General features: G+C 71.7%; 26 protein-coding genes. 8 read left to right on the top strand and 18 right to left on the bottom strand.

What is annotated here, in order from left to right; translation table 11 throughout:
• Positions 1–81: 81 nt before the first annotated feature.
• Positions 82–1,623 carry a SulP family inorganic anion transporter gene (locus ACIBTX_RS16500; RefSeq protein WP_396832676.1) on the top strand — a complete coding sequence of 514 codons (1,542 nt, stop codon included), beginning with the start codon at positions 82–84 and terminating at the stop codon, positions 1,621–1,623.
• Between the two features lie 103 nt (positions 1,624–1,726).
• Here ACIBTX_RS16500 and ACIBTX_RS16495 read toward each other — a convergent pair whose 3' ends face one another.
• From ACIBTX_RS16495 to ACIBTX_RS16485, 3 genes are all read right to left on the bottom strand, one after another.
• Complete coding sequence (locus ACIBTX_RS16495) at positions 1,727–2,692, bottom strand: N-acetylmuramoyl-L-alanine amidase (protein WP_357393650.1); 966 nt, start codon at positions 2,690–2,692, stop codon at positions 1,727–1,729.
• Positions 2,692–2,847, bottom strand: a complete 156-nt coding sequence (locus ACIBTX_RS16490; RefSeq protein WP_363660979.1) for a hypothetical protein — start codon at positions 2,845–2,847, stop codon at positions 2,692–2,694. The genes ACIBTX_RS16495 and ACIBTX_RS16490 overlap by 1 nt, the downstream gene beginning before the upstream one ends.
• Positions 2,848–2,973: 126 nt before the next feature.
• Positions 2,974–3,762, bottom strand: coding sequence for an aldo/keto reductase (locus tag ACIBTX_RS16485; RefSeq protein ID WP_355051899.1), 789 nt, complete (start codon positions 3,760–3,762; stop codon positions 2,974–2,976).
• A gap of 94 nt (positions 3,763–3,856) precedes the next feature.
• On the opposite strand from ACIBTX_RS16485, the gene ACIBTX_RS16480 reads away from it, so the two are divergent.
• Positions 3,857–4,906 (top strand): DNA polymerase ligase N-terminal domain-containing protein, encoded by a 1,050-nt coding sequence (locus tag ACIBTX_RS16480; RefSeq protein ID WP_357127721.1) that lies wholly within the window; start codon positions 3,857–3,859, stop codon positions 4,904–4,906.
• Positions 4,907–4,920: 14 nt separating this feature from the next.
• Positions 4,921–6,111, top strand: coding sequence for a threonine synthase (locus ACIBTX_RS16475; protein WP_396832675.1), 1,191 nt, complete (start codon positions 4,921–4,923; stop codon positions 6,109–6,111).
• Between the two features lie 40 nt (positions 6,112–6,151).
• On the opposite strand, the gene ACIBTX_RS16470 is transcribed toward ACIBTX_RS16475, so the two are convergent.
• The 4 genes from ACIBTX_RS16470 to ACIBTX_RS16455 all read right to left on the bottom strand — a co-directional run bounded on the left by ACIBTX_RS16470 (position 6,152) and on the right by ACIBTX_RS16455 (position 11,117).
• Positions 6,152–7,501 carry a pectate lyase gene (locus tag ACIBTX_RS16470; RefSeq protein WP_357127727.1) on the bottom strand — a complete coding sequence of 450 codons (1,350 nt, stop codon included), beginning with the start codon at positions 7,499–7,501 and terminating at the stop codon, positions 6,152–6,154.
• Positions 7,502–7,746: 245 nt separating this feature from the next.
• The gene (locus tag ACIBTX_RS16465) at positions 7,747–9,543 is read right to left on the bottom strand and encodes a glycoside hydrolase family 15 protein (protein ID WP_363660977.1); all 1,797 of its coding nucleotides are present in this window, start codon (positions 9,541–9,543) and stop codon (positions 7,747–7,749) included.
• 42 nt (positions 9,544–9,585) lie between these two features.
• The gene (locus ACIBTX_RS16460; protein WP_355051904.1) at positions 9,586–9,978 is read right to left on the bottom strand and encodes a cupin domain-containing protein; all 393 of its coding nucleotides are present in this window, start codon (positions 9,976–9,978) and stop codon (positions 9,586–9,588) included.
• A gap of 245 nt (positions 9,979–10,223) precedes the next feature.
• Positions 10,224–11,117 (bottom strand): sulfotransferase domain-containing protein, encoded by an 894-nt coding sequence (locus ACIBTX_RS16455; RefSeq protein ID WP_357172998.1) that lies wholly within the window; start codon positions 11,115–11,117, stop codon positions 10,224–10,226.
• Positions 11,118–11,209: 92 nt separating this feature from the next.
• Between ACIBTX_RS16455 and ACIBTX_RS16450 the strand changes: the two genes are divergently transcribed.
• Entirely contained in the window at positions 11,210–12,280 is a 1,071-nt protein-coding gene (locus ACIBTX_RS16450) for a hypothetical protein (RefSeq protein ID WP_357172995.1), read from the top strand.
• Between the two features lie 6 nt (positions 12,281–12,286).
• On the opposite strand, the gene ACIBTX_RS16445 is transcribed toward ACIBTX_RS16450, so the two are convergent.
• The gene (locus ACIBTX_RS16445; protein ID WP_357127739.1) at positions 12,287–12,568 is read right to left on the bottom strand and encodes an adhesin; all 282 of its coding nucleotides are present in this window, start codon (positions 12,566–12,568) and stop codon (positions 12,287–12,289) included.
• A gap of 275 nt (positions 12,569–12,843) precedes the next feature.
• Between ACIBTX_RS16445 and ACIBTX_RS16440 the strand changes: the two genes are divergently transcribed.
• Complete coding sequence (locus tag ACIBTX_RS16440) at positions 12,844–13,578, top strand: aquaporin (RefSeq protein ID WP_357127742.1); 735 nt, start codon at positions 12,844–12,846, stop codon at positions 13,576–13,578.
• A 31-nt stretch (positions 13,579–13,609) separates the two neighbouring features.
• Here the strand turns inward: ACIBTX_RS16440 and ACIBTX_RS16435 are convergent, their stop codons facing one another.
• The 3 genes from ACIBTX_RS16435 to ACIBTX_RS16425 all read right to left on the bottom strand — a co-directional run bounded on the left by ACIBTX_RS16435 (position 13,610) and on the right by ACIBTX_RS16425 (position 15,755).
• On the bottom strand, positions 13,610–13,933 hold the full coding sequence (locus tag ACIBTX_RS16435; RefSeq protein ID WP_357127745.1) for a hypothetical protein: 324 nt from the start codon (positions 13,931–13,933) through the stop codon (positions 13,610–13,612).
• 86 nt (positions 13,934–14,019) lie between these two features.
• On the bottom strand, positions 14,020–14,985 hold the full coding sequence (locus tag ACIBTX_RS16430) for a hypothetical protein (protein WP_396832674.1): 966 nt from the start codon (positions 14,983–14,985) through the stop codon (positions 14,020–14,022).
• Positions 14,986–15,161: 176 nt separating this feature from the next.
• Positions 15,162–15,755 (bottom strand): pentapeptide repeat-containing protein, encoded by a 594-nt coding sequence (locus tag ACIBTX_RS16425; protein ID WP_357127751.1) that lies wholly within the window; start codon positions 15,753–15,755, stop codon positions 15,162–15,164.
• An 83-nt stretch (positions 15,756–15,838) separates the two neighbouring features.
• On the opposite strand from ACIBTX_RS16425, the gene ACIBTX_RS16420 reads away from it, so the two are divergent.
• On the top strand, positions 15,839–17,071 hold the full coding sequence (locus ACIBTX_RS16420; protein ID WP_357127754.1) for a serine hydrolase domain-containing protein: 1,233 nt from the start codon (positions 15,839–15,841) through the stop codon (positions 17,069–17,071).
• A 45-nt stretch (positions 17,072–17,116) separates the two neighbouring features.
• On the opposite strand, the gene ACIBTX_RS16415 is transcribed toward ACIBTX_RS16420, so the two are convergent.
• Positions 17,117–18,163: a hypothetical protein gene (locus ACIBTX_RS16415; protein ID WP_357127757.1), complete on the bottom strand. Its 1,047-nt coding sequence runs from the start codon at positions 18,161–18,163 to the stop codon at positions 17,117–17,119.
• A gap of 133 nt (positions 18,164–18,296) precedes the next feature.
• Here ACIBTX_RS16415 and ACIBTX_RS16410 point away from each other — a divergent pair, with 133 nt between their 5' ends.
• Positions 18,297–18,938 (top strand): NAD(P)H-binding protein, encoded by a 642-nt coding sequence (locus ACIBTX_RS16410; RefSeq protein ID WP_357127760.1) that lies wholly within the window; start codon positions 18,297–18,299, stop codon positions 18,936–18,938.
• Positions 18,939–19,370: 432 nt separating this feature from the next.
• Here ACIBTX_RS16410 and ACIBTX_RS16405 read toward each other — a convergent pair whose 3' ends face one another.
• Together ACIBTX_RS16405 and ACIBTX_RS16400 are read right to left on the bottom strand one after the other, a co-directional pair.
• Positions 19,371–19,835: a PPOX class F420-dependent oxidoreductase gene (locus tag ACIBTX_RS16405; protein ID WP_357127763.1), complete on the bottom strand. Its 465-nt coding sequence runs from the start codon at positions 19,833–19,835 to the stop codon at positions 19,371–19,373.
• A 95-nt stretch (positions 19,836–19,930) separates the two neighbouring features.
• A complete protein-coding gene (locus tag ACIBTX_RS16400; RefSeq protein ID WP_357127766.1) occupies positions 19,931–20,569 on the bottom strand; it encodes a DUF6642 family protein in 639 nt (212 codons plus the stop codon).
• Between the two features lie 304 nt (positions 20,570–20,873).
• Here ACIBTX_RS16400 and ACIBTX_RS16395 point away from each other — a divergent pair, with 304 nt between their 5' ends.
• On the top strand, positions 20,874–21,662 hold the full coding sequence (locus ACIBTX_RS16395; protein WP_357127769.1) for a D-Ala-D-Ala carboxypeptidase family metallohydrolase: 789 nt from the start codon (positions 20,874–20,876) through the stop codon (positions 21,660–21,662).
• A gap of 102 nt (positions 21,663–21,764) precedes the next feature.
• On the opposite strand, the gene ACIBTX_RS16390 is transcribed toward ACIBTX_RS16395, so the two are convergent.
• From ACIBTX_RS16390 to ACIBTX_RS16375, 4 genes are all read right to left on the bottom strand, one after another.
• Positions 21,765–22,256 carry a hypothetical protein gene (locus tag ACIBTX_RS16390; protein WP_357127772.1) on the bottom strand — a complete coding sequence of 164 codons (492 nt, stop codon included), beginning with the start codon at positions 22,254–22,256 and terminating at the stop codon, positions 21,765–21,767.
• Between the two features lie 88 nt (positions 22,257–22,344).
• Positions 22,345–23,769, bottom strand: a complete 1,425-nt coding sequence (locus tag ACIBTX_RS16385; RefSeq protein WP_396832673.1) for an ATP-binding protein — start codon at positions 23,767–23,769, stop codon at positions 22,345–22,347.
• Positions 23,770–23,849: 80 nt separating this feature from the next.
• A complete protein-coding gene (locus tag ACIBTX_RS16380; RefSeq protein WP_396832713.1) occupies positions 23,850–24,617 on the bottom strand; it encodes a response regulator in 768 nt (255 codons plus the stop codon).
• Positions 24,596–25,849 carry a sensor histidine kinase gene (locus tag ACIBTX_RS16375; protein ID WP_396832672.1) on the bottom strand — a complete coding sequence of 418 codons (1,254 nt, stop codon included), beginning with the start codon at positions 25,847–25,849 and terminating at the stop codon, positions 24,596–24,598. The genes ACIBTX_RS16380 and ACIBTX_RS16375 overlap by 22 nt, the downstream gene beginning before the upstream one ends.
• Between the last annotated feature and the right edge of the window lie 92 nt (positions 25,850–25,941).

The raw sequence follows: 25,941 nt of genomic DNA, 5'->3' as shown, positions 1-25,941 counted from the left end.
AGCGGTCGCGCCCCGTTCACGTCGCGAGTGAAAGAATCACGCTTAACTATGCATTAATATTATCTCGGTAGCTTTCGCAAGATGTCGACTTTAGCGTCATTTCGGCACGATATCCCCTCGTCGATCGTGGTCTTCCTGATCGCCATCCCGTTGTCCCTGGGCATCGCCGCCGCCTCCGGAGCACCGCTGCTGGCCGGACTGATCGCCGCCGTCGTGGGCGGGGTGGTCGCCGGCGCGCTCAGCGGAGCGCCGCTTCAAGTCAGCGGACCAGCGGCCGGGCTCACCGTGATCGTCGCGGGCACCATCGCCGAGTTCGGTTTCGCCGGCACCGCCGCGATCGTGACCGTCGCCGGACTGCTACAGATCCTGCTGGGCATCACCCGCCTCGGGCGGGCCGCGCTCGCGCTGTCGCCAACCGTCGTACACGGAATGTTGGCCGGCATCGGCCTGGTCATCGCGTTGAGCCAGGTGCACGTCGCGCTCGGCGGCGCGCCCCAGAGCTCCGCGTGGGCGAACCTATGTGACCTGCCCGGCCAGGTCGCCGACCACCACAGCGTGTCCGTGCTGCTCGGCGCGCTGACCATCGGGCTGTTGCTGGTCTGGTCCCGGCTGGTCAAGACCACCATGCTGCCGGCGACCCTGGTGGCGGTGGTGGTCACCACCGTGGTGGCGACGGTCCTCGGCGCCGACGTGGAGCGGGTGAATCTGCCCGCCAACCCCTTGAACGCGCTCGCCCTCCCCCGCTGGCCCGACTCGCCGCCGTGGGAGGTCCTCCCGGCAGTCGTCACCATCGCCCTGGTGGCGAGCGTGGAGTCTCTTCTCTCGGCGGTGGCCGTCGACCGCATGCACCACGGCCCACGCGCGAACCTCGATCGGGAGCTCATCGCCCAGGGCGCCGCGAACGCCGTGTCCGGAACGCTCGGCGGCCTCCCGGTGACCGGCGTCATCGTGCGCAGCTCGGCCAACGTCGCCGCCGGGGCACGCACCCGGGCGTCGGCCATCCTGCACGGCGTCTGGATCGCCGGGTTCGTGCTGGCCGGCTCCGCGCTGCTGGAGATGATCCCGATGGCCGCCCTCGCCGCCGTTCTCGTGGTGGTCGGCCTGCGGTTGGTGAGCCTCGCCCAGATCCGTACGTACGCCCGACACCGGGAGCTGCCCATCTACGTGGTCACCGCGCTCGGCGTGGCCGCGACGGACCTGCTGATCGGGGTCGGGCTGGGCATGGCGACGGCCGCGCTGTTCATGTTGTGGCGGTTGGCCCGCTGCGACATCCACGTCAGCGAGCCGAACCCCGGCGCCTGGCACGTGTCGATTACCGGAACGCTCGCCTTCGTCGCCTGCGGACGGCTCACCCGCCGACTCACCGCCCTGCCCCCGGGGCAGCACGTCGACGTCGAGCTGCACCTCGACTATCTCGACCACGGCGCCTACCAGACCATCCGCGACTGGCAGGCGTCCTACACACGGTCCGGTGGCAGCGCGCAGGTCAGCGAGGTGCACGGCTCGTGGCTCCATCGGGCGGGCACCGACGGGCTCGGCACCGGCAAACGCACCGCCCTCTGCGTGACTCGGGGTCGTCGGTCTGCGGAGGCGCAGGGGCCGACCCCTCACCCGTCGGGGTGATGATCCACTCGGGATCCTTGACGTCGGGGCATCCTCGGACGAGGGACACCCCGACATCCGGGAAGTCGAGCCGATCAAGCCGGGGCGGGGCGCGTCACGCGGGTCAGACCCGGGTGAGGCGTACGGCGTCGGCGATGACCAGGCCCGTCGCGTTGCTCCAGCGACTCACCGCCACCCGGTTGGCGTCCCCGGCGGGCAGGGTGAACGTACCGAGAACGCGCCACTGCCCGCCGGTCGCCCGCTGGTCGACGTAGACCGTGCGGTTGCCGGTGGTGGTGGCGACGATGTACGGGGTGGCGCTGTTGTAGCCGCTGTTCGTCGGCCACCACGCGTCCACCCGGTAGTTGCCGGTCGCCGGAACGTTGAACCGGTACCAGGCCGGGTCGCTGGCCGCGACGGGATCGGCGTAGCGGTAGTCGGCGCCGTACCGCTGGGTGGAGAACGTCGACACACCCCAGCTGGCGCTGGCCGTGAAGCGACCCGAGGTCGTGTTGTCCACGATCGACGACCAGGCCGTGCTCCCGCCGGCCATCTTCGCGGCGACGTCGGCCCGCATCACGTTCAGGTCGATGAAGGACGGGTCGATCTTGCCGGTGGTGCTGGTCTCCCGGTGACCGCGGGCATAGCTGCTGTCCCGACCCAGCCGGGTGAGCACGGCGGCCGTGGCGGCGATCGACGCGTTGTACTGCGCGGTCGTCATCTGCTGGTCGACGCCGTTGTAGTCGATCTCCCACCCGATCATCAGGGTGTTGCCGTCACCCGCGGGGATGGGTCCGCTGCCGCCGCTGACGCCGGCGTGGTTACAGCGGCCGGCGGAGATCACGTGGAAGACGCCGTTGTAGTCGACGAGGGCCTGACAGAGCGGGCCGGCCAGGTCGGAGCGACCGTTGATGCAGATGCCCAGCGCCGGGTGCGGGTTGCTGGCGCTGGAGGTCGAGGCGGTGTGGTGCCAGAGCACCCCGATCGGGTCGAAGGAGCCGGGCCGCATCCGGTTGAGCCAGTCGCCTTCGACGACGACCTGGACCCCGGCGGCGCGCAGCACGTCCACGAGCCACGGGATGGTCGCCATCAGGAGTCCTGCAGCAGGTCGGCCAGGCACTCGGCCTTCGGCGCGGCGCTCGCCGGTGCGGGTCGGACGGCGAGGGTGGTCAGCGCGGCGGCCACCAGGGCGGGGATGCCGAGCACCCCACGACGGCGCAGACGAATGGACGGTGGTCGGGCCATGGCGATCCTCCAGCTGAGGCGGGTGGGGAACGGATCGACGGACGTGATGACGGCACGCTATACCGTCACACGCGTCAATGTCGATACCCTTCACCTGCCACCCGAAGCCTGAAGGATTCCGCCGTTTCAGGCGTCGCCGAGCGCGTCGATGTCGCGCATCTCCTCCGCCGTCAGCGAGAAGTGGAAGACGTCGAAGTTGGCGGTGATCCGCTCCGGCGTCACCGACTTGGGGATCACCACGATCTCGTGGTCGATGTGCCACCGCAGCACCACCTGCGCCGGTGAGACGCCGTGCGCCGCGGCGATCCTGGTCAGCACCGGATCGCTGAGATCGCTGGTCTTGAACGGGCTGTACCCCTCCAGCACGACGCCCCGGTCCCGGTGCTCGGCGTGCCGCTGCCGGTCGTACAGCGCGGGACTCCACCGGATCTGGTTGACCGCCGGGTTCTCCTCGGTCGACTGGATCAGCTCATCGATCTCGCTCGTGCTGTAGTTGCTGACCCCGACGGCCCGGGTCAGGTTCTCGTCCCGGGCGGCCAGCAACTCCCGCCACAGCGGGATGCTGTCGGCCGCCGACGACGGCGGCCAGTGGATCAACCAGAGGTCCACCTGGTCGACGCCGAGCGCCTCGAGGCTGGCCTCCAGGGTCTCGCGCTCCCGGCCGATCCGGTCCGGCGGCAGCTTCGTGGTGAGGAAGATGTCCTCCCGACGCAGCCCGCTCTCCCGGACCGCCCGACCCACCTCCCGCTCGTTGCCGTACACGGTGGCGGTATCGAGGTGCCGGTAGCCGGTGTCGAGCGCGGCCAGCACGGCGTCGTAGCCCGCCTGGCCGGTGGCCTGCCAGGTGCCGAAGCCGAGCAGGGGCATTCGCACGTCACCCGGAAGGAGGGCGGTGGGCTGGTCACGGAGGTCCATGAAGTCCGTTTTACCCCGCCTCATGCCCGGCCGCCGAGCGAATCGGACACTCCGGCGGCCCGCACAAGGGCCCGTTTTGCCGGAGAATGCGGGTGTGACGGACCGGCTGGACGAGTACCGACGCCGGCGCGACGCGGCCCGCACCCCGGAACCCGTGCCGCGGGCGACGCCCCGGCCGGCCGGTGACGACGGCGACCGCGCCCGCTTCGTCATCCAGCAGCACCACGCCCGCAGCCTGCACTGGGACCTGCGGTTGGAGCACGAGGGCGTGCTCGCGTCCTGGGCGGTGCCGCGCGGCCTGCCCCGCGACCCGGGCCGCAACCACCTCGCCGTCCATACCGAGGACCACCCGATGGAGTACCTCGACTTCGCCGGCGAGATCCCGGCCGGCGAGTACGGGGGCGGCCGGATGATCATCCACGACCGGGGCACGTACCGCTGCGAGAAGTGGCGCGACGACGAGGTCATCGTGACGCTCTCCGGCGCGCGCACCGTGGGCCGCTACGCGCTGTTCGCCACCGGCGGCCGGGACTGGATGATCCGCCGCACCGATCCCGCGCCGCCGGGCTGGACGCCGATGCCCGAACTGGTCCGCCCGATGCGCGCCACCCCCGCCGCCGGGCTGCCGCGCGACGCCGGCAAATGGGGGTACGAGCTGCGTTGGGACGGGGTCCGCGCGGTGGCGTACGTCTCCGGCGGGCGGCTACGGCTGCTCTCCGAGACCGACGAGGAGATCACCGGCGGGTACCCGTGGCTGCGCGCGATGGCCGAGGCCCTGGCGCCGACCGAGGCGGTGCTCGACGGCGTGCTGGTGCGCATCGACGGATCGGGCCGGGTGCGTCCGGCACGCCCGACCAGCGGGGGCCGGGTGCCGACCGGCGCGCAGTTCCTGCTCGTCGACCTGCTGTGGTTGGAGGGTGTGAGCAGCGTCGACGTCCCGTACGCGCAACGCCGGGAACTGCTCGATGGGCTGGCGTTGGCCGGTACGCACTGGCAGACTCCGCCGTGGTTCTCCGGTGCCGGCGACGAGGCCCTGCGCACCGGGCGGGAGCAGGGGCTGCCCGGTGTGGTCGCCAAGCGGCTCGACTCGGTCTACGAGCCGGGCGTACGCAGTCGGCGCTGGTTGAGTGTCGACGCGGCCTGACGGCGAGGAGCGACGTGTACCTGACCCACCTGGACTGCCCGCGCTGCGGCTTGGAGTACGCCGCCGACGAGGTACAGAACCTCTGCGACTGTGGTTCGCCGCTGCTGGCCCGGTACGACCTGCCGGCGGTCGCGAAGGCGGTCACCCCGGAGCGCTTCGGCCTGCGCCCAGCCGACCTGTGGCGCTACCGGGAGCTGCTGCCGGTCGCCGACCCCCGGCACGTCACCACGCTCGGCGAGGGTTGGACGCCGCTGCTGCGCGCTCCCTCGTACGGTGCCGAGATCGGCATCGCGGATTTGATGGTCAAGGACGAGGGGCTGATCCCGACCGGCTCGTTCAAGGCGCGGGGCGCGGCGGTCGGCGTGAGCCGGGCCCGCGAGCTGGGCATCAAGCGGATCGCGATGCCCACCAACGGCAACGCCGGGTCGGCCTGGGCAACCTACGCGGCGCGCGCCGGAATGGGCGCCACGATCGTCATGCCGCTGGCGGCGCCGACCATCTGCCGGCGCGAGTGCGTGGCCGCCGGCGCCGACCTGCGCCTGGTGGACGGGCTGATCAGCGACGCCGGCCGGCGGGTGGCCGAGCTGGTCGCCGAGTCGGACGGCGCGATCTTCGACGCCGGCACGCTGCGCGAGCCCTACCGGCTCGAGGGCAAGAAGACGATGGGGTACGAGATCGTCGAGCAGCTCGGCTGGCAGGCGCCCGACGTGATCATCTATCCGACGGGCGGCGGGGTCGGCCTGATCGGCATCCACAAGGCGCTGCACGAGATGCGCGAGCTGGGCTGGGCCGGCGACAAGCTGCCCCGGCTGGTGGCGGTGCAGTCGACCGGCTGCGCGCCGATCGTGCGGGCCTTCGCCGCCGGTGAGTCCCGGGCCCGCCCGTGGGAGGACGCGCACACGGTGGCGTTCGGCATCACCGTGCCGTCGCCGCTGGGTGACGAGCTGATCCTGGCGGCGCTGCGGGCATCAGCCGGCACCGCCGTCGCCGTCGACGACGCCGAGATCCTGACCGACCTGCGGGACTTCGCGGCCCGGGAAGGGCTGCTGCTCTGCCCGGAGGGCGCGGCCTGCCTGACCGCCGCGCGCCAGCTACGCGCCGGTGGCTGGATTCGGGCCGGCGAACGGGTGGTGGTGCTCAACACCGGCGCGGGGTTGAAGTATCCGGAGACGGTCGACGTCTCCGGCGTACCCGTGCTGGCCTGAGCCGGCATCCCGCGCGGCGTGGGATGCCGGCGTGCCGCGCCTACCGGTAGGTGATGTCGGACGGCGAGTAGAGGCAGTTGACGCCGTCGGCGCCCTCACCGATCTTGGTCGGTTCGCTGCCCTTGGGTACGCCCTTGTACTTGACGCAGATCGAGGTCTCCCGGTCCGGGTCGCCGACGATGGTGACGCGGCTGAAGCGGGCGGTGTCGCCCCAGTTGGTGTTGATGCCGGCGATCGTGTCGGTGTCGCGGACGACCACGTTGTCGATCACCACGTGCCGCTGGTACGACGTGGAGCAGTTGCCGCAGGCCCGGTAGAGCTTCCCGGAGTTCTCCACCCGGAAGTTCCTGATGTAGACAGTGCCCGCGCCGTTGTGCTGGAAGACCTTGTCGCTGGCCGACCGCGCCCCGCCGCCGTCGACCGTGTACGTGGTCCCGCCCCGGAAGGTGGCGGCGTCCTCGCCCACGTCCTCCCACCAGACGTTGACCAGGGTGCAGTCGCCCTCGCAGTGCACGCCGTCACCGGCCGGCGCGCCGATGATCACGTTGCGCAGGGTGGCGCCGGCGGCCAGCTCGAACATCGGGTCCTGACTCTCGCTCTGCCCACCGTCGCCGATGCCGTAGTAGCGCCTCAGCCCGCCGTCGAAGGTGCCGGACACCGGGATCGTCGCGTCCACCTTCTGGCTGCCGGTCGGCGTCGGCCACCCGGAGGGTGGTGGGGCGGTCGGGCTCGACGTGGTGGGCGGCGTGCTGGTGGCCGGCGGTGTGGTCGGGGCGCCGCCGCCGGAGGAGTCGACGACCACGTCGTCGAAGCCGCCGCTGGCGTACGCGGTGACCAGCCCGATCCGCCCGGCGCCGGCCAGGCTGTTGCTGCCGGAGGCGATCTGCGCGCCGTTGACGAAGCCGCGGATGGTGCTGCCGATGACCTCGACACGCAGGGTGTACCAGGTGCCGGTGGTGACGCCGAGCGGGGCGGAGCCGATCGCCGTGACGCTGCTGCCGTTGACGGCCTGGAGTTCGGCCCGGCCGGAGCCGAGCAGGGCGAGGCGATACATCCTGGTGCTGCTGGTGGAGCGGGCGGCGAGCCCGACCAGAGCGCTGGACGAGCCGAAGCTCACCGGCCGGACGCGGGCCTGCACGGCGTAGTCGGTCCACCCGGTGTCGCCGGCGAACTGCCGGGCCAGTTCACTGCCCGTGTTGGACTGCTGGAACACGCCCGCGCCGTCGACCGTCCAGGTGCCACCGGACTTGGACCAGCCGGAGGCGTCGCCGTCGCTGAAGGTGTCGGTGAAGATGGTGGCCGCGAAGGCCGAGGTCATGCTGGCGGCGAGGGCCGCCACGGTCACGCCGGCGCACACCGCCAGCACCAGTGGTCGTCGTCTCCTGTGCACGGTTGTCCTCCTTGACGCGGGTGGTGGTGATCCCGGGACACGGACGCGCGGGGACGTGCCGGCACGGCGCGCTGACGCGAGAGCGGGATCGGTGTGCCCCGTCGGACGCCCGGATCCGACAGCGGGGTGAAGCGGGACGAAAGCCGCGGGAAAGGGCTTTCCCGTCTCTCCGAGGCTAGGACTACGCACATATCAGCGTCAATGCCTGACGCTTGCAGGTCTGTTGCAGGATTTCGGCGCGGGATTCAGAAGCTGTTCGGCTCGGTCAGCCGCCAGGCCGCGTTGATCAGCCCGATGTGGGAGAGCGCCTGCGGCATGTTGCCGAGCTGCGCCCCGGTGGTCAGGTCGATCTGCTCGCTGAACAGGCCCACGTCGTTGGCGCGACCCACCACGCGCTCGAACAGCTCCTCGGCCCGCTGCGGCTCACCCGCCATCACCAGGCACTCCACCAGCCAGAACGAGCACAGCAGGAAGCCGGCCGGGTCGCTCGTCCAGCGCCGGACCAGCCCGTCCTCCGTGCCCAGCTCACGCTCCACCATCGCGATGGTCGAGCGCATCCGGGGGTCGGTGGCCGGCAGGAAGTGCGCCACCGGCAGGGCGAGCACCGAGGCGTCCAGCTCCGCCGAGCCGAACGAGCCGGTGAACGCGCCGATCCGGTCGTTCCAGCCTTCGCGCAGCACCGTCTCGCGGATCTCGTCACGGACGCCGGCCCAGCGACGCGGGTCGGCCCGCTCACCCAACCGGTCGGCGAGCCCCACCGCCCGATCCATGGCCAACCAGCAGGAGACCTTCGAGGAGAGGTAGTGCCGTTCCTCGTCCCGGGTCTCCCAGATGCCCCGGTCCGGCAGGTGCCAGGTCGCCGCCACCTGCTCGGTCAGCCCGAGCACCATCTCCCGCAGCTCCGACTCGAACGTCGTGCCGAGGTAATCGCGCAGTCGCCACACCGCCGACAGCACCTCACCCGGCACGTCGAGCTGCCGCTGCTTCCAGGCGTCGTTGCCGATGCGCACCGGGCGACTGTCGCGGTATCCGCGCAGGTGATTGCAGTGGTGCTCGGAGAGGTCACGCTCGCCCTCCAACCCGAAGAGCACCGGCACCGGCTCGTCGCCGAACTGGCCGATCGACCGGGACACCCAGGCGAACAGTCGCGACGCCTCGTCCGGACAGGCGGCCACCCAGAGTGCCCGCATCGTCAACGAGAAGTCCCGCAACCAGGAGTACCGGTAGTCGTAGTTACGGTCGCCGCCGATCCGCTCCGGCAACGAACTGGTCAGCGCCGCCGCCACCGCGCCACTGCGGGCGTACGTGAGACCGGCCAACACGGTCGCGCTGTGCCGCACCAGCTCCGGGTGCCGGCCCGAGTACGTGTGCGTCTCCCGGAACGCCTCCCAGGCCCGGGTCGTGTCGGCGAGGGCGGCCAGCGGGTCCATCTGGACCGGTGGTTTGCCGTACGTCTGCCCGAACGCCACGTCGATCCCCACCACCTGGCCGGAGGAGACCTCGAACTCGTGGGTCACCCGGTCCCGGCCAGCCCGCAGCGGCATGCCCCCGGCCCGCAACACCAGCACCACCGGGCCGGCGCCGGCCACCACCGCGCCGCCGGGCCGCTCGTGCAGGTACGGCGTGAGCAGGCCGTACTCCGGGCGGGGGGCGAAGTCCAGCGCCATCCTGACCCGCCCGGTGAGGCCCTCGACCACGCGCACGAGTACGGCGGGCGAGTTCACGCCCAACTCGTGCGCGCGGGCACCGGGCTCGGCGGCGAGCGCGTCCGTCACCGAGACGCTGCCGTGCGGCGTGTGGTGCACCGTCCGCAGGATGAGCGTGTCCGGCCGGTAGGCGCGCTCGACCCGGTAACCGGGGCCACCGGCACCGACCGGCGCCAACCGGAAGTGCCCACCGTCCGGGTCGAGCAGCCTGCCGAAGACGGAGGCGCCGTCGAACCGGTGCGGACACCACCAGTCGATCGAGCCGTCGACGCCGACCAGCGCGCCGGAACGGGAGTCCGAGAGGAACCCGTAGTCGGAGATCGGCGGCTGTGTCACCAGCCGCGCGTACCCGGATCGGCCCGATTCAGGCCGACGCCGTCACGCGGTCGGCGGTTCGTCCTCGCCGGCCTCCTCGGCCCGGTCGGCCTCCTCCTTGGTGTGGTGCACCGCCTGGTCGGCGTGCTCCGGAGGGCCGTAGACGGTGTAGAGCACCAGCGGATTCGGACCGGTGTTGACGAAGTTGTGCTTCGTGCCGGACGGCACGACGACCAGGTCACCCGCGACGACCTCCCGCTTCTCGCCGGCGACCCGGGCCTCGCCCGTCCCGCTGACGAACGTCAGGATCTGGTCGATGCCCTCGTGCACCTCCTCGCCGATCTCCCCGCCCGGCGGAATCGTCATGATCACCAACTGGGTGTGCTCGCCGGTCCACAGCACCCGCCGGAAGTCCGGGCTCTTCTCGGCGACGGTCGCGATCGTGAAATGCTCCATGGCCCGCTCATACCCCGTTCGGTCCCGCGTCACGCCGGGACTGGCGGATGGTGGAATTCCCCACGGTCGGCAGGTTTGGATCCGCGCCGAGCGGGGATCGACAACGCTGACCGGCGCGAACGGCCGGTCGAGCCAGGTCCCCGCTGGCGTACCGCCGAACGGCTGCGGTGGTGGGAGACGGCCAGAGCGCGGCGACGTTGCGACCACGATCGCAGCGGCGCCGCGCGCTCGTTTGCGCGTACGACTCAGGTGTCGCGGTGCAGCCAGGCGAGCAGGTCGGGCGGGGCCAACCCCCGCGCCCGCCGCTCGTAGCGGGCCAGCGCGGCCGCGTCGAGCAGATCACGCCCCTGCCCCGAGCCGCCGCGACGGAAGAACGCCTGGCGGTCCCGCAACACGCCGAGCGTGTCCGGGGCGAGTTGGTCGGCGCGCTCGCGCATCCGGTCGAACGTGGCCGCCTCGACCAACGCGGGCCACCGTCCGGCGGGCACCTCGACACCCCAGCGGTCGGCCAGCAGTCGCATCTGTGCGCCCAGGTCGGCGCGGAGGTCGTCGTAGTGCACCAGCGCGATGTTCGGCTCGTGCCGACGGGCCCAGGCGTCCCGCAGGTGCCCGAACACCCCGGGCAGCGAGTCCAGCTCGACGCGCGGGTCGACCTCGTGGTCGACCCAGCTCGCCAGCCACTGCCCGAGCGGTGGACGGACACGCGGCGGTCCCGCCGGCGCGGGTTGGCCGGTCAGCTCCGCGACTCGGGTCCGGTCCAGGTTTCCCGCCTGGTGGTAGAGGGAGACGGCCATGTCCAGTGGATGCCGCGCCACCACCACATAGTGCGCCCGGGGGTCGAGCGGTACCCCGTCCAGCGGGGTGTGCGTCTTGATGAACCGGCGGTGCGACTGCGCGGCCAACCGCTCGTACACCACGTCCCGCGGCTCGCCCAACCAGTCCAGCCAGGGCGACAACTCGGACAGCGGCGCCGGCAGCTTCGGCGTGCCCAGCACCAGCAGCGCGCAGATCATCTGCATCCAGGTGGTGCCGCTCTTGGAGCGGGTGCTGATCACGATGTCGCCATCGCGGAACGGGAAGCCGAGCCAGCGGGCGCTGTCCTCGTCGGTGGAGCGGTAACGGTACGGCGACGCGGACATCGGGCGAGCGTAGTCGCCGAACCGACAGCCGGACAGCGGATTTTCGGTACCAGAAAGTGTGGAGGCATGCGAATGCCTGACTAGATTGAAGTATGGTGCCCGCCCACGGGGGCCGGGCAGTGGCGCCGGTCTACCGCCCCATCCTCACCAGCCGCCGACGCGGTGAGCTGGAAGCCCTGACCCACCTCGATCCCGCGGCCGCCCCGCTCGTCGCGCCGATCCTGGAGGTCAACGCCGTCGACCGTTCCACGAGGGACGGTCTGCGCCGACTGCCGGCTGGCCTGCTGCCGGCCGTCGACGTGACCGCGCAACCCGACTCGGTCGATACGGAGCTGGCCCGGTGGGGCGTACCGCTGATGCCTGTCATCGGCCTCGCGGAGAGTGAGCGGCGGCTCGTCGCGCACGGCGCGGCGGCTCGGGCGTACACCCGGCGGGCGCTGGTGCGGGTGCGGGCCGCGCACGACCGGGCGGGCCCGGACGCGGACACGACCGCCGTCGAGCGGATCTGGCGGTACACCGGCCTCGCGCCGGAGGAGTGCGACCTGCTGGTGGACGCGGGTGACGTCTGCTGCCCGGCGGACGTACGGGTGGCGGAGCCCCGAGTACGGCGGCTGCTGGACTGGGCCCGTCGCCACGCCTGGCGCTCGGCGACGGTGGCGGCGGGCGGCATGCCGCCGACGCTGTCCCGGCTGCCCGCCGACGAGCCGGTACGGCTGGAACGCTGGGACTGGCAGCTCTGGCAGCGGCTGGTCGACCTCGGAGTCGACTACGGCGACTACGGCGTCGGTCCGGCGCTACCCGACGCGGGCGACCCCGGCGACCGGCTACCCACCGTGCGGTACACCGCCGACGACGGCTGGTGGGTCTACCGCTGGTCGCGCCGGGGCGGCCGGGGCGACGACCGCTTCGCCGACCTCTGCCGGACGCTGGTGACGGCGCCACACTGGTCGAGCGTCGGCGCGGCGTTCTCCTGGGGCGACCACGAGCTGCTGCGCCGGGCACGGCGAGGTGCCGGGGCCGGGTCCGCCGCCAACTGGACGGCGTGGAGCACGTCGCACCATGTGGCGCACGTGCTCGCCGCACTGCTGCGACCCGACGACCCCGGCCGGTCGGGTTGGGACTCCCGGCCGGGGCCACCGCAGCGGGGGCGATCGCCCCGGTGAGAGCCCCTACTGCTGCTCGGTGAAGCCGAACTGGATGATGCCCTCGTCGTCGACGGTGGCGTCCACCGAGGCGTCGCCGAGCAGGTCGGCGGCGTCCGGGTCGAGGAAGATCCGTGCGCCCTGGTTGTCGACGACCTGGTCACCCTGCTCCGGCTCGGGCACCAGCTCAACGGTGAGCGATCCGGCGTCGGCGTCGGCGGCGATCCGCACGCCACCGTCCTGGGCCACGTCCTGCTGGTTGGCGAGGTCACGGATGACGAGCACGGCGTTGTCGGTCATGGTGAGCATTGGTGGAACTCCTCGTGGTTTCTCGGCTCGCGGCCTGATGTCACGCAGAGGCGGACAAACGGCCCGCGTACGAGCACGCGTGGGAGGCGACGGGAGGTACGGACGGTCATCGCCGTCGCGTCGAATCGGGGCGGCTGACGGGCCCCTTCCCAGCCCACGGTGCCCGTTACCGAGCGATACGTCAAATAGAGCCGGATCAGTCCCGCTCTCGCTTCCGCGCTGGTCACGGCCCTGATTTGCCCACCAGCGAGCGGAACTATCCTTACGCTGAGTAAATGATGGATGACGCCCGCCGTGCGGCTGCCGAATTCCTCGGCACGCTGCTGCTGGTCTTCTTCGGCGTAGGCGCCGCCGTCGCCGCGCGGGTCCAGGGCGGCGTCGTGGTCGTCGCGCTGGCCTTCGGGTTCGTCATGCTGGCCCTCGTCTACACGATCGGCCCGCTCTCCGGCAGTCACGTCAATCCGGCGGTGACGCTCGGCGTCCTGCTCTCCGGCAAGATTTCGGTGATCGGCGCAGTCGCCTACTGGATCGCGCAGTTCGCCGGGGCGACCGTGGCCGGCTTCCTGCTCTGGGCACTGACCCGGTGGGGTGACGTCGCGGACCAGACCGGGGCGCTGGGCTCGAACGGGTACGGCGCCCACATCAACCGAGGTGGCGCGGCCGTACTGGAGATCGTGCTGACCTTCCTCTTCGTCCTGGTCGTGCTCGTCGTGACCAGTCGCAGCGAGAACCCCGGCATCGCGGGGGTTGCCATCGGTCTGGCCCTGGCCACGACCCAACTCGTCGGCGTGACGCTGACCGGCGCGGCGGTCAACCCGGCCCGCGCCTTCGGTCCGGCCGTCTTCGAGGGCGGGGTGGCGCTCCGCCAACTCTGGGTGTTCATCGTCTTTCCGCTGCTCGGCGGAGCGCTCGCCGCGTTGGTGGCCCCGCTGGTGATGGGCGGGCAACGGCACTACTGGGGCGGCCACGAACGAGGGCTCGGCCGACCGGGACATCGCGAAGGGCAATAAGCCTCGTCACCTGCTGAGAGCAGGACGCGGGTCAGGCGGGGCGGTTCGGTGTGGGGGGTACCGCCGCGGGATCACCGCGCTCGATGAGCGCGGCGATCTCGGCGGCATGCAGCCCGCGGAGCGTCAACACCTGGGTGCCCCACCGGTGCAGCCGGCACGGGTGAGGGCTGGCGTCGTTGCGACAGACCACCCCACCGGACCAGCGCCGGGGCGCGTGTACCACCACCGCGCGTACCGCGAACTGGGCATCCTCGCCCGTCACGTACGGCGGCAGGGGGATGTCGCGGAGCACCTCCGGCTCGTCGTGGCCGGGAGAAACGGCAGGACGGACGCGGTGGGCGGTACTGCTGCTCATCTGCGCTGCCTCCACAATGGAAGGTGGACGGGGACAGCAGAAAGTTACGTCCTCAGCGACGGAGGGCGACGGACAAACTGTCCCGCTCAGCGCAGCGCGACGGCTTGCAGGCCGACGTTCCCGCAGTGCTCGGTGTAGACCTTCTCGACCGTCCAGCTCACCACCAGCCGGGCGTCCTTCGGCGCCGCGAACCGGATGACGAACTGGGCGCTCTGACTGGTGTACGGGTCCTCCAGGCGCAGGGTGCTGACCGGCCCGCCCGTCGACAACCGCACGTCGAGCCGACCGCGCGCCATCCAGATTCCGGCGTACACCTGGACCGTGCGCGGCGCATCGCTGCCAACGACGGTCAGGCTGAACCCGTTGCCCACACCGCAGGTGTAGACACCGTCGGAGGTGCCCCGGTCCCACCGGTCGGGCGCGCCGTCGGACCAGCGGACCACCTCCTGGTTGCCGTCCCAGCCGATCCGGCGACCCTTCCCGCCCCCGTCGACGATCTCCCCGGAGCCGGACTGCTTGCGGACCGTCGAGTTGCCGCCGCGCTGCCCCCAGTGCATCCAGTCCCGGGTGCCCACGGCCGTCAGGTCGACCTCGGCGGGCACCTCGGCGCGGGTCAGCGACAGCAGCGGCGCGGCCGGCTTCGCCGACTCGGGGGCCGGTGGGCTGGTCGACGGGGTCGGTTCGGGTGAGGGTGGCCGCTGCCGGGGCCGCAGACCCGGCAGCGCCGGGCCGGCCTCGCTGGTACGTCCGTCCGCGCCCGGCAGGCCCGTCGGACGGGCGGCGCCGGCGGGCACGCCGCCCGGGCCGCCGACCGTCGCGTCGCCCGAATCGGGACCGGACCGCGTGCCGAGGTACGCCACGAGCACCACGAGGCAGACGACCGCGCCGACGCCTTCCAGTGCCCAGCGCCGCCGCTGCCGGGCGCGGGCGAGCCGGCGCAGCGCTCGGTGGCCCAGTCCGGCCGCGGCAGATCGCGGCCGGTGCGACGCGGGTCGAGCGGCCGACTCGTCCCCGGCCCGCGAACCATCCCGCGTACGGTCCTCGTCCGCCACCGACTCCTCCACGTTGCCGCCCGACCGCCACCGCACGTGACGGATCGACCGTCCACTGTGGGTCGTTCACGATTGCACCGGCGTGGTCGACACGCTAAATCGGGACAGCATGACGTGTCCAGTCCGGATCGGGACGGTATGGGACGGCCGGCTCACCCTCCGGTGGTCACCCCGGCTCAGCCGATGCGGAAGCCGAGCGCCTGCGCGATGACGAGAGCCTGCTCGACGTCCACGAGCGCGCCGGCCCGCTCGACCGACGTCGGGTCGAGCGCGGTGAGATCACTGCGCCGCAGGTCGGCGCCGCCGAGGCGGCAGCGCTGAAGTTGCGCTCCGGAGAGGTCGACGCCGGTCACGGTGGCCCCGGTGAGGTTCGCGCCGGTCAGGTCGGCCTCGCGCATCCGCACGTCGCTCAGTCGGACAGCGCGCAGGTCCGCGCCGGGCAGCGCGACGAACGACCAGTCGCCGCCGTCGACGCGTAACGGGCGCAGCTCGCACTGGACGAAGGTGCTGCCCACCAGCTTGCAGCCGGTGAACTCGGCCTCGAAGAAGTTGCAGCGCTTGAAGACACAGCGGGTGAACGCCGAGTCGAGGTGCCGGGACGCGTTGAACCGTACGTTGCCGAACGTGCATCCGGTGAAGACCGCGCCCCGGGTGACCGCCTCGGTCAAATCCACGTCGAAGAACTCGCAGGCGACGAACTGCCGGTCGGTCAACTCCTCGCCGTACCAGTCCTCGTGGCGGAAGGTCACGTCCTCGGTCAACTCCGGCATCCGGCCAGGCTAGTGCCGCCGACCGACACCACCGGGGAGCCGCCCCTTCCGGTAGCGGCGTACCGGCGAGTAGTTTCGGCGGCGTGAGTGTGGCGCGGAGCAAGGACCCGGATGAGATCGGCTTCGACCCGGAACGGCTGGCCCGGATCGACGAACACTTCGGCAGGTACGTCGACGACGGCCGGCTCGCCGGCTGGCAGGTGGTGGTCACCCGCCGCGGCGAGGTGGCGCACTCCTCGACGTACGGCCTGCGGGACCGCGAGTCGGGTGCGCCGGTCGGGGCGGACACGCTCTGGCGCATCTACTCGATGACCAAGCCGATCACCTCGGTCGCGGCGATGATGCTGTGGGAGGAGGGTCGCTTCGAGCTGACCGACGAGATCAGCCGCTGGTTGCCCGAGTTCGCCGACCTGCGGGTCTACTCGAAGGGCTCGACGCTCAAGCCGTACACGGTGCCGGCGACCGAGCCGATCCGGGTCTGGCACCTGCTCACCCACACGGCCGGCCTGACGTACGGCTTCATGCAGACGTCGGTGGTCGACGGGCTCTACCGGGCCGCCGGCTACGACATGTACCCGCCGCCCGGCGTCGACCTGGCCACGGCCTGCGCGGCCTTCGCCGAGTTCCCCCTGCTCTTCGAGCCCGGCACGGCCTGGGGTTACTCGGTCGCCACCGACGTGCTCGGTCGACTGGTCGAGGTGGTCTCCGGGCAGAGCCTCGATGCCTTCTTCGCCGACCGGATCTTCGCCCCGCTGGGCATGACGGACAGCCGCTGGTGGGTCGAGGGCGACGAGGCCGAACGACTGGCCGCGCTCTACGCGCCGGATCCGCGCAGCGGGCAGGCGTTCCGCTACGACCGGCTCGGCGCCCTGGCGCACCACAAGCCCGGCCTGCTCTCCGGTGGCGGCGGCCTGATCTCCAGCGCCGCCGACTACCACCGCTTCACCCAGATGCTGCTGCGCGGCGGCGAGTTGGACGGCGTACGTCTGCTCGGGCCACGCACGGTGCGTTTCATGGCCCGCAACCACCTGCCCGGCGGGCAGGACCTGGGCACCCTGTCCACCGGCGGCTTCGCCGAGAGCACCCTGGACGGGGTCGGCTTCGGCCTCGGCTTCGCGGTCGTCGAGGACCCGGTCCCGAGCCGGGTGCCGAGCAGCGTCGGCGAGTACTACTGGGGCGGGGTCGCCAGCACCGCGTTCTGGGTGGACCCGACCGAGGAGATCACCGCGCTGCTCTTCACCCAGCTCCTGCCGTCGAGCACCTATCCCCTCCGCTCCCAGCTGCGCCAACTCGTCTACTCCGCGCTCATCGACTGAGGGGTGGGGTCCGTCGCCCACGGCTGACGGACCCCACACCGCAGCTCAGCCGAGCTGCTGGGCCTGGATCGCGCGGATCTTCGCCGGCTTGCTGACGGAGAGGTTCGAGATCAGGTACGCCCGCACGCTGCCGTCGGGGAACACCGCCCACAGGTCGGCCACGCCGTCGGCGTTCAGGTCGGCGGCGAGGAGGCTGCTGACTGCCACGCCGGTGTTCCAGCCCGAGGCGAGCCGGTACTGGGTGTAGGCGAGCGCGCCGGTCCCGTCGCCGTTGTCGGTCATCGTCACGCCCTGCCACAGGTACAGGTCGCCGGTAGTGGCGTTGCGCAGGACCAGGGCCACGCCCGAAGCCAACTCGGTGCTGGCCAGGGTCCAGTTCTGCCAGTCGCTGCCGCCGGTCGGGGTGGCGGTGTTCAACGCCACCCGGAGGTAGAGGCCCACCGCCCAGGCGTTCGGGTAGTAGGCCAGTCGGTAACCGTTCGTCGTGTCGCCGACGATCCCGACCAGGTCAGGGATGTAGTCGCCGACGCCGTCCGCCACGTACCCGCTGACGAGCTGGATCGGGGAGTTGCCGTAGTCGTCGGCCAGGAATTCGCGCGCGAGGCTGACCGAGGCGCTGTAGGGCTTTGCCATCGTTCCGTCGCCGACACCCTTGATGATGACGCCGCCACCGGCGTTGTCGCCGCCCGGGTAGTAGGCCAGGAAGTCCTGGTTCGCGGTGCCCCAGAAGGTGCCGGTGATCATCTGGGCGCCGTCGAAGTCGGCCGGCGATTCATTGCCGGTGACGCCGTTGCCGTAGATACCGATGTTCACCGCTGGGACCTTCACCCGGCCGGTGCCGACGCCGGTGGTCGCGTTGATCCGGCCCCGCGCCGTCCAGACACCGGAGTCGAGGCGCGTCGTGGTGCCGCCGGCGGTCACCAGGTCCGGTACGCCGTCACCGTTGAGGTCCTTGTCGACCGGGCCGGTGACGGCGGTGGTCGGCGTGTGGACCGGTGCGGCCTGGGCCGGCAGGGCCGGGACGACGGCGAGCGCCAGGGTGGCAGGCACCGTCCAGGCGAGCAGCCGGCGACGGGCGGAGAGGTGCTTCATGGATTCCCCGTTCAGTCAATGGATCTTGTTTGGCTCACCGTAGTGGGCCCATGCCAGTCGGTCGCTCCCCTGAACGCCCGGCCGGGTTCGTCATAACGGCATCTCCGGGGCGAGCCGGCCCTAGCCTGGGCTGGTGAGCACCATCGTCGTGTTTGGCGCGGGCGGCACCGCCGGGTCGCGGATCGCCGCCGAGGCCGTCGACCGGGGACACCGGGTGATCGCCGCGGTCCGTCGCCCGGAGGCGACCTCGTACCTGCCGGACGGGGTACGGACGGTCACCGGCGACGCCACCAGCGAGCGCAGTGTCCGGGAGTTGGCGCCGGACGCGGACGCGCTGGTGGTGGCGATCGGCGGCGGCGAGCGCGGGCTCTGGCGCACGGCCGCCGAGACCCTGGTGACCGCCCTGCGGCCCATGCCGGCCGCGCCCCGGATCATCCATCTGGGTGGCGGGTCCACCCTGCTCACCCCGCGCGGCACCCGCTTCCTCGACGAGCCCGACTTCCCCGAGCAGTACCGGGACTCGGCGATGGGCCAGGCCGACGCTCTGGACTACTACCGCAGCTCCGCCGACGGGGTGCGCTGGACCTACGTCTCGCCGCCGCCGCTGGAGTTCCACCCCGGCGACCGCACCGGGCACTACCGCACGGGCACCGACGAGCCGGTCACCGATGACCAGGGCCGGTCGGTGCTCACCTACGAGGACCTCGCGGTAGCGATCGTCGACGAGATCGAGCAGCCCCAACACATGAACGCGCGCTTCACCGCCGCGTACTGACCGGCACGGCGGTCGGCGGTCGGCGCTCGGCGCTCGGCGGTCGGGCCGACCTCCCCCTCAGCCCCTGTCGAGCTGCTCCAGATATGGGGCAGACGCAGCGAGATGCGGAAGAACAGCTTGCGGTAGACAGCGCCGCACCCCCGCACCCCCGCACCCGCACCCGCACCCGCACCCGGCGGATCGAACGGCACCGTCGTCGCCCGCCGCCCCACATCCGGGGCAACTCGACAGCGCACCACCCCTACACAGCCAACCCACCACCGCGACCGCACCCCACCACCGCCGCCCCACATCCGGGGCAGCTCGACAGCGCACCACCCCTGCACGGCCAACCCACCACCGCGACCGCGCCCCACCACCGCCGCCCCACATCCGGGGCAGCTCGACAGCGGACGAACAGCTGGCGGGTACGGACGCGTTCGAAGCGCGCGCTCAGTCGGCGAGGCGGGCCGGGAAACCGCCGGTGGCGATCGGACCCCAGGCATCAATGGTCACTCGGATCAGCGACTTGCCCTGGCGCACCATCGCCGCCCGGTAGTCGTCCCAGTCCGGGTGCTCGCCGGAGATGCTGCGGAAGTACTCGACCAACGGCTCCAGCGCCTCGGGCAGGTCCAGCACCTCGGCCGTGCCGTCGATCTGCACCCACGGGCCGTTCCAGTCGTCGGAGAGGACGCACGCCGAAACCCGGGGGTCGCGGCGGATGTTGGTCACCTTCGCCCGCTCGGGGTACGTGGACACCACCAGGCGACCCTCGCCGTCGATGCCGGCGGAGACCGGGGAGGACTGCGGCCGGCCGTCGGCTCGGGTGGTCATCAGCACGACGCGGTGTCGCGGCCGGAGGAAGTCGAGCAGGGTGTCCCGGTCGACCCGGGTGTTCTTCGCGATGCTGCGTGCCATCACTCGTTCCTACCAGGCCGGCGGCGGGTCCGCGGGCGGTGGGGGTCAGCGGGCGGTGGAGGTCAGCGGGCGTGGGGGTCAGCGGGCGGTGGAGGTCAGCGCGGGTCGGCGGCGGTGCGGTGCACCGCCTGGGTGGGCACGCGAGGCCGACCGGCCGGGCGCCACGCCCGGCCGTTGGCATAGATCACCCGAAAGCCGAGGTACGAGGCGAGCGGCGCCCAGTGCGCGGAGCCCATCCGCAGTTCGGCGGCGTTGTGCCGCTGCCCGTTGGCCAGCACGTCGAGCAGGACGGTTTCGAAGGCGGCCGATTCAACCCAGTCGACGTCCCGGGTGAAACCGCAGATCAGGGCGGCGCCGGTGACCTCCAGGAACTCGCGCAGCACCGCGTCCGACGCGCGCAGCACCGAGCAACTGCCGAAGTAGAGCCGCCGCCCCTCACAGCGGCCGGCCATCAACTCGGCCACCTCGTTCAGCTCCACCGACTGCCAGTCGGTGAGGCAGAGCCGGCTCGGCTCACCGTGCATGGCGAAGAAGCCGACACGGTGATCGGCGTACTGCTTGAGCAGCCAGCGGTCCAGGAAGTAGAACAACTCGTCGCGGGTGGCGGCGTCCTTGTGGATGAAGCGGATCTTGCCGAGTCGCTCCAGCAGTTCGAGGGTGGGCAGCACGGAACCGCGTTCGTTGAGGTCACGGTGCCACTGACCCTCGACACAGAAGACGCCACCGCGTGCCACGCGCACCTCCGCCAGTTCGCCACCCGGGCCTGACGTTACCGCCCGCCCAGTGAAGTGGAACATCACCCTGGGTGCGACTGAATGCGACGTTCGGTGCCGTTCCCGCGTTCCCGGGCCGATCGGGGGAAATGGCTGTTTCGCAAATCAGCCGAATTCACAGGCGCTGCCCAGGAACGGACGAATCGTGAGGACAATTCTCGTTATTGCCGCCAACCGCACTGATCAGTGCGAAGGTGGAAATCGCGGGACGTCCCGGTCGATGTCCCAGAGCCACCCCATTCGCTCTCCTAACGGGAGGACTTCTGTGCGCGTAAACACCTTGAAGCGAGTTGCTGTCGCTTTCGCCCTGGCGTTGCCCGGGGCAGCGATCGCCTCGGTGGTCGCCGCGCCGGCAGCGTACGCGGACGGCTGTTACACCTGGAACCGCAACCTCTACCAGGGGCGCTCGGGCGACGACGTCCGTCAGCTGCAGATCCGGGTCGCTGGCTGGGCCGGCAACCGGGACATCGTCGAGAACGACGGCCGCTACGGACCGAAGACCGCCGCCGCGGTGAAGCGGTTCCAGCAGGCGTACGGGTTGCGCGCCGACGGCATCGCCGGCCCGCAGACGTACGCCAAGCTGTACCAGCTCCAGGACAACGACTGCACGCCCGCGCACTTCAGCTACAACGAGTTGGACAACGGGTGCGGCGGCAGCGGATGGAGCGGCGGTCCGCTGTCGGCGGCCCAGACCAAGCAGAACGCGCTGCGCACCATGTGGAAGTTGGAGGCGTTGCGCAAGAGCCTCGGCGACAAGCCGCTGAACGTGACGAGCGGTTTCCGCAGCCGTGCCTGCAACAACCAGGTCGGCGGCGCGTCGGACAGCCAGCACCTGTACGGCCACGCGGCCGACGTCACCTCACGGACGTCGTCCCTGTGCACGGTCGCGCGGGACGCCCGTAACCACGGCTTCAGCGGGATCTACGGGCCCGGCTACCCCGACCACGACGACCACGTGCATGTCGACTCGCGGCGCGAGAACAACAGCGACGGCAGTTCGAACACGACGAACTGGTCCGCGCCGGACTGCGGGATCGGCGCTGGCAACGACTGAACCAGCCGGTCGGCGTGACGTCGGCCCGGCGCGGAGGGGAAACCTCCGCGCCGGGCCGACGCCCTGTCGCCCCGGGCAGAGCGGGCCGTGGGGTGACGCCGCTCAGCTCGCCCGGGGCCAGCGCGGCGCGGTGACACCGGGACTCACCGGGCGGCTGGCAGGCGCGGGTCGTACCCCCGTGGGGGTGGCCCGCGCGGCCTGGTGTCGCGCGGGCAGTCCGGCCCGGCCCGGGGCCGGCGCCGGATAGCCGGGGGGCGTGGCCGGCCGGACGCCGGCGGGGCGCGCGGACGACGGCCCGGTCGCCGTGAACGGGAACGGCACGTGCACGAACGGGTTGCCGTGCCGGATCAACGCCTCGATCTGCCGCTCGTTGAGCCCGTGCGCCTCCAGGACCCGACGCCCCCAGCGGTGCAGGCGGCACGGGTAGGACGCGCCGTCGTTGCGGCACAGCGGTCCGGTCGGCCACTCCTCGGCGGTGTGCACGACCACCGCCCGGACCGCGAGCCGGACATCCTCGGGGGTCAGTGGCGCCGGCATCGGCACCTCACCCAGCACCTGGTCGATGGGATCCGTCGACTGCTCACCAACACGCACGGCAGGCCTCCCGCAGCTCGGCAGCGGTACGGCGGACTGACCGCACCGACATCCTCGGGCAGTGGTACGGCCGGCATCGGACGAAGGTTCAATTCCGGTACGCGGTAAGCAGATCCTCCGGCGATAGCACACGGAGCCCATCGACGGCGGTGCCGCTACGCGACACGGCAACGGTCGGTACCGATTCGTCCGCTCCGGGTAGCCGGGACCGGTGAAGAAGTAGTCGGCCCAGGTCATGGGCGTCGAAGGGCCGGTTCTCCTGCCACTTCACCGAGCCGACGAAGCAGATGCGCTCAGCGACCGGCCCCCGATCGGCACCGACGATGTCGATCTCCGGGTCGTTCGTACGCGTCCAATAGCCGCCGATCGCCGACGCTTCGGCCGGCAGCGTGTCTCCGGGCAGCCGGCGCATCGTCTCGCGGACGACAGGCTCGATCGCCCGACCCCGCCAGGACGTCCACGATCGCAGGATCCGCTGCAGGGTCAGGTCACCTCGCCCACGCTCGATCTCGGCCAGGTGGGGCCCCAGGAACGACAGCCAGAAACGCAAGTACGGGTCAGCCACCGCATACCTCGTTTCCCGTGACGGCTTGGTCGACAGCGGGACGGTGACCTCCGCGGCCCGCTTCTGGGTCAGCAGACCCAGGGCACGGTTCAGGGACGCCTGCGGTAGGTCCCCCGCCGCACGGGAGATCAGCGTAAAGGTCCGTTCACCGGAGCCGATGGCCCGCAGCACCAGACCTGCCTGGGACTGGGGTGGAAACTCCGCCGCGAGCGCGCGTTCGCCGCTGACCAGCAGGGCCGAGGTCGGATCGCGTACCGCGTCGGCCAGATAGTCGTGCACCGACGCACCGGTCGGCCACTCGTCGAGGATCAGCGGCAGACCCCCGGACACCAGGTAGGCGTCGAACGCGTCGGCGGCGGAGAGGTCGAGCATGTCGCGGACATCGGCCGGGCTCAGCGGAGGGACGACCATCTCGGTGGCCCGCTGGTGGAACGGCCGACCATAGTCGTTCAAGGCCTCCATCATGGCCAGGTCCGAGCCGACGCAGATCAGCAGGACCGGCCGCCGGGACAGCTCGCGGTCGAAGACCTTCTGCAGCGTGCCCTCGAAACCCGGATCGCTCGCGATGAGGTACGGCATCTCGTCCAGGACGACGACGCTCGGCCGATCGGTCGGCAGGGCGGCGACGAGCAGGGTGAGCGCGGCGTCCCAGGTCCGTGGCTGCTGCTCGCTCAGCAGTTGCGCTTCGGGCAACGTGGAGGCGGCCGCCGCTTCCACGAAGAGGGCGAGGTCGGCGGCGGCAGAGGGCTGCGCGGAGGCGGTGAAGAAGAGGTGGGGGACCTCAGCCCGCTCGACGAACTCCTCCACGAGCCGGGACTTGCCGACCCGGCGGCGGCCGCGCATGAGCAGCGCGCGCCCCGGCCGACCAGCCCGGCCACCGCGAGCTACCCGGGCGAGCATTCCGTCGAGCAAGGCCAGCTCTCGCTCTCGTCCCACGAAACCGTCCATGAACCACCCTTGATGCTGTCATTTTTGGAACACTCAAAAATGAGTGTATCAACGACAGTGGCGCGAGCCAGCTCGCAAGCTCAGACGAGGTCGGCGTCGTGCACGAGCAGGGCCACCTGGACCCGGTTGTTGAGGTCGAGTCGGGTCAGCAGCCGGGAGACGTACGCCTTCACCGTCGCCACGCTCATGAACAACTCCCCCGCGATCTCGGCGTTGGTGTAGCCCCTGCCCAGGGCGATGGCGACCTGCCGTTCCCGCTCGCTGAGCGCGGCGAGCAGGCGCAGCGCCCGTTCGCGTCGCGGATCGGGGCCGGGCGGGCCCGGGTTGGCGGCGGTCACGTGGTTGATCAGCGTGCGCGTCACCGACGGGGAGAGCATCGCCTCGCCCCCGGCGACCCGGCGTATCGCGTGCACGATGTCCACCGGCGGGGTGTCCTTGAGCAGGAAACCGGCCGCTCCGGCGCGCAATGCCCGGAGCACCTGCTCGTCGGCGTCGAAGGTGGTCAGCACCAGCACCTCGGGCGGGTTCGGTTGCCCGCGCAGCGCCTCGGTGGCGGCCAGCCCGTCCACCCGGGGCATCCGGATGTCCATCAGCACCACGTCCGGGGCGTACGCGGCGACCGCGGCGGGAACCTCGCCGCCGTCGGCCGCCTCGCCCACCACCCGCAGGTCCGGCAGGCCGCCGAGGATCATCGAGAGCCCCGCCCGGACCAACGCGTCGTCGTCCACGATCAGCACCCGCACCGGCTCCGGCCCCGCCCCGCCGGTCGGACCAGCGTCGTGGGCGCTGGGCACGTCAGGAGAGCCGGGACCGCTGGGCTGTGCGGTCACGCCGGCCACGGCAGCCAGGCCGCCAGTCGGAAGTCGCCGGTGTCGTCCCGCCCGTAGGCGAGCCGGCCGCCGGCCAGGGCGACCCGTTCGCTGATGCCGACCAGGCCGGTGCCCGCGCCCGGGAGCGTGCCGCCGACCGGAGTGCCCACCGGCCATCGATTGGCGATCGCCACGGTCAGCCCGCTGCCCGGACCACCGGTCACGTCCACGGTGACGACCGCGCCGGCCGCGTGCTTACGGGCGTTGGTCAGACCCTCCTGCACGATCCGGTAGGCGGCCCGGCCCAGCGCCGCCGGCACCTCCGCCGGCCGCGCCACACCGTCGCTGACGTTGACCCGCACGCCGGCCGTCCGCGACTCGTCGATCAGGGCCGGAAGGTCGGCGAGGGTGGGCTGGGGCGGCTCGGGCGCGTCGCCGTCGCCGTCGCCCTCGGCCCGGAGCACCCCGATGACCTCCCGCAGGTCCTGCAGGGCCGCGTGGGCGCTGCCCCGGATCACCCCGGCGGCTCGGGCCACCTCGTCGGCGGGCGCGTCGGGGCGGAACTCCAGCGCTCCCGCGTGCAGGCTGAGCAGGGAGATCCGGTGGGCCAGCACGTCGTGCATCTCCCGGGCGATGCGGGTGCGCTCGAGGTGGCGGGCCTGGGCGACCCGCAACTGCTGCTCGGCCTCGGCCCGCTCGGCGCGTTCGCGTAGCGAGACGATCAACTGCCGCCGGGCCCGCACGAACATCCCCCAGGCCAGCACGGCCAGGGTGATCACCGCACCCCAGGACACGGTGAGCCAGTACGGCATGGCCGGATCGGGACGCGCCCAGCTGAAGACCAGGTTGGTGAGCAGGCCGACACCGGTGACCGCCACCGCGACGGCCGTCCGGCGGTGCACCACCACGGTGAAGTACACGATCACCAGCGGGATCGCGGCGGCCATCGAGAACATGCTCAGCGGCAGGGTGGCCAGCGCCAACCCCAGCGGCCACCGGCGACGCACCCAGAGCAGACCGCAGCAGACCAGCCCGATCAGCGCGTCCACGCCGACCATCCAGTCGTGCGGAAGCGGGACGGCCGCCTCAGGGGTGGGCGAGAGGCTGTCGACGGTGGCGAACAGCACCCAGAGCAGGCTGATCAGGAAGGCCAGGCTGTCCACCACCCAGTCCCGGGTGGTGCGACGCGGACGGGCACGCTCGGGCTCCGCCGGCACCACCAGCTCCCCGGGCAACAGCCAGGGGTGCTCGGGGACGGCGATGCTGGTCACGCGCCCATGCTAGGCAGCTACCGGCCCGGACAACCAGCTACCAAAGTCTCGACCCGGGCGTCGACCAAGGTAGCTGCGGCACCGACCAGCGG

Source organism: Micromonospora sp. NPDC049359 (assembly GCF_044466585.1).
Taxonomy (GTDB): Bacteria; Actinomycetota; Actinomycetes; order Mycobacteriales; family Micromonosporaceae; genus Micromonospora.
Note: the sequence above shows the minus strand (reverse complement) of the source record. Positions and strands in the feature narration are given on the sequence as shown.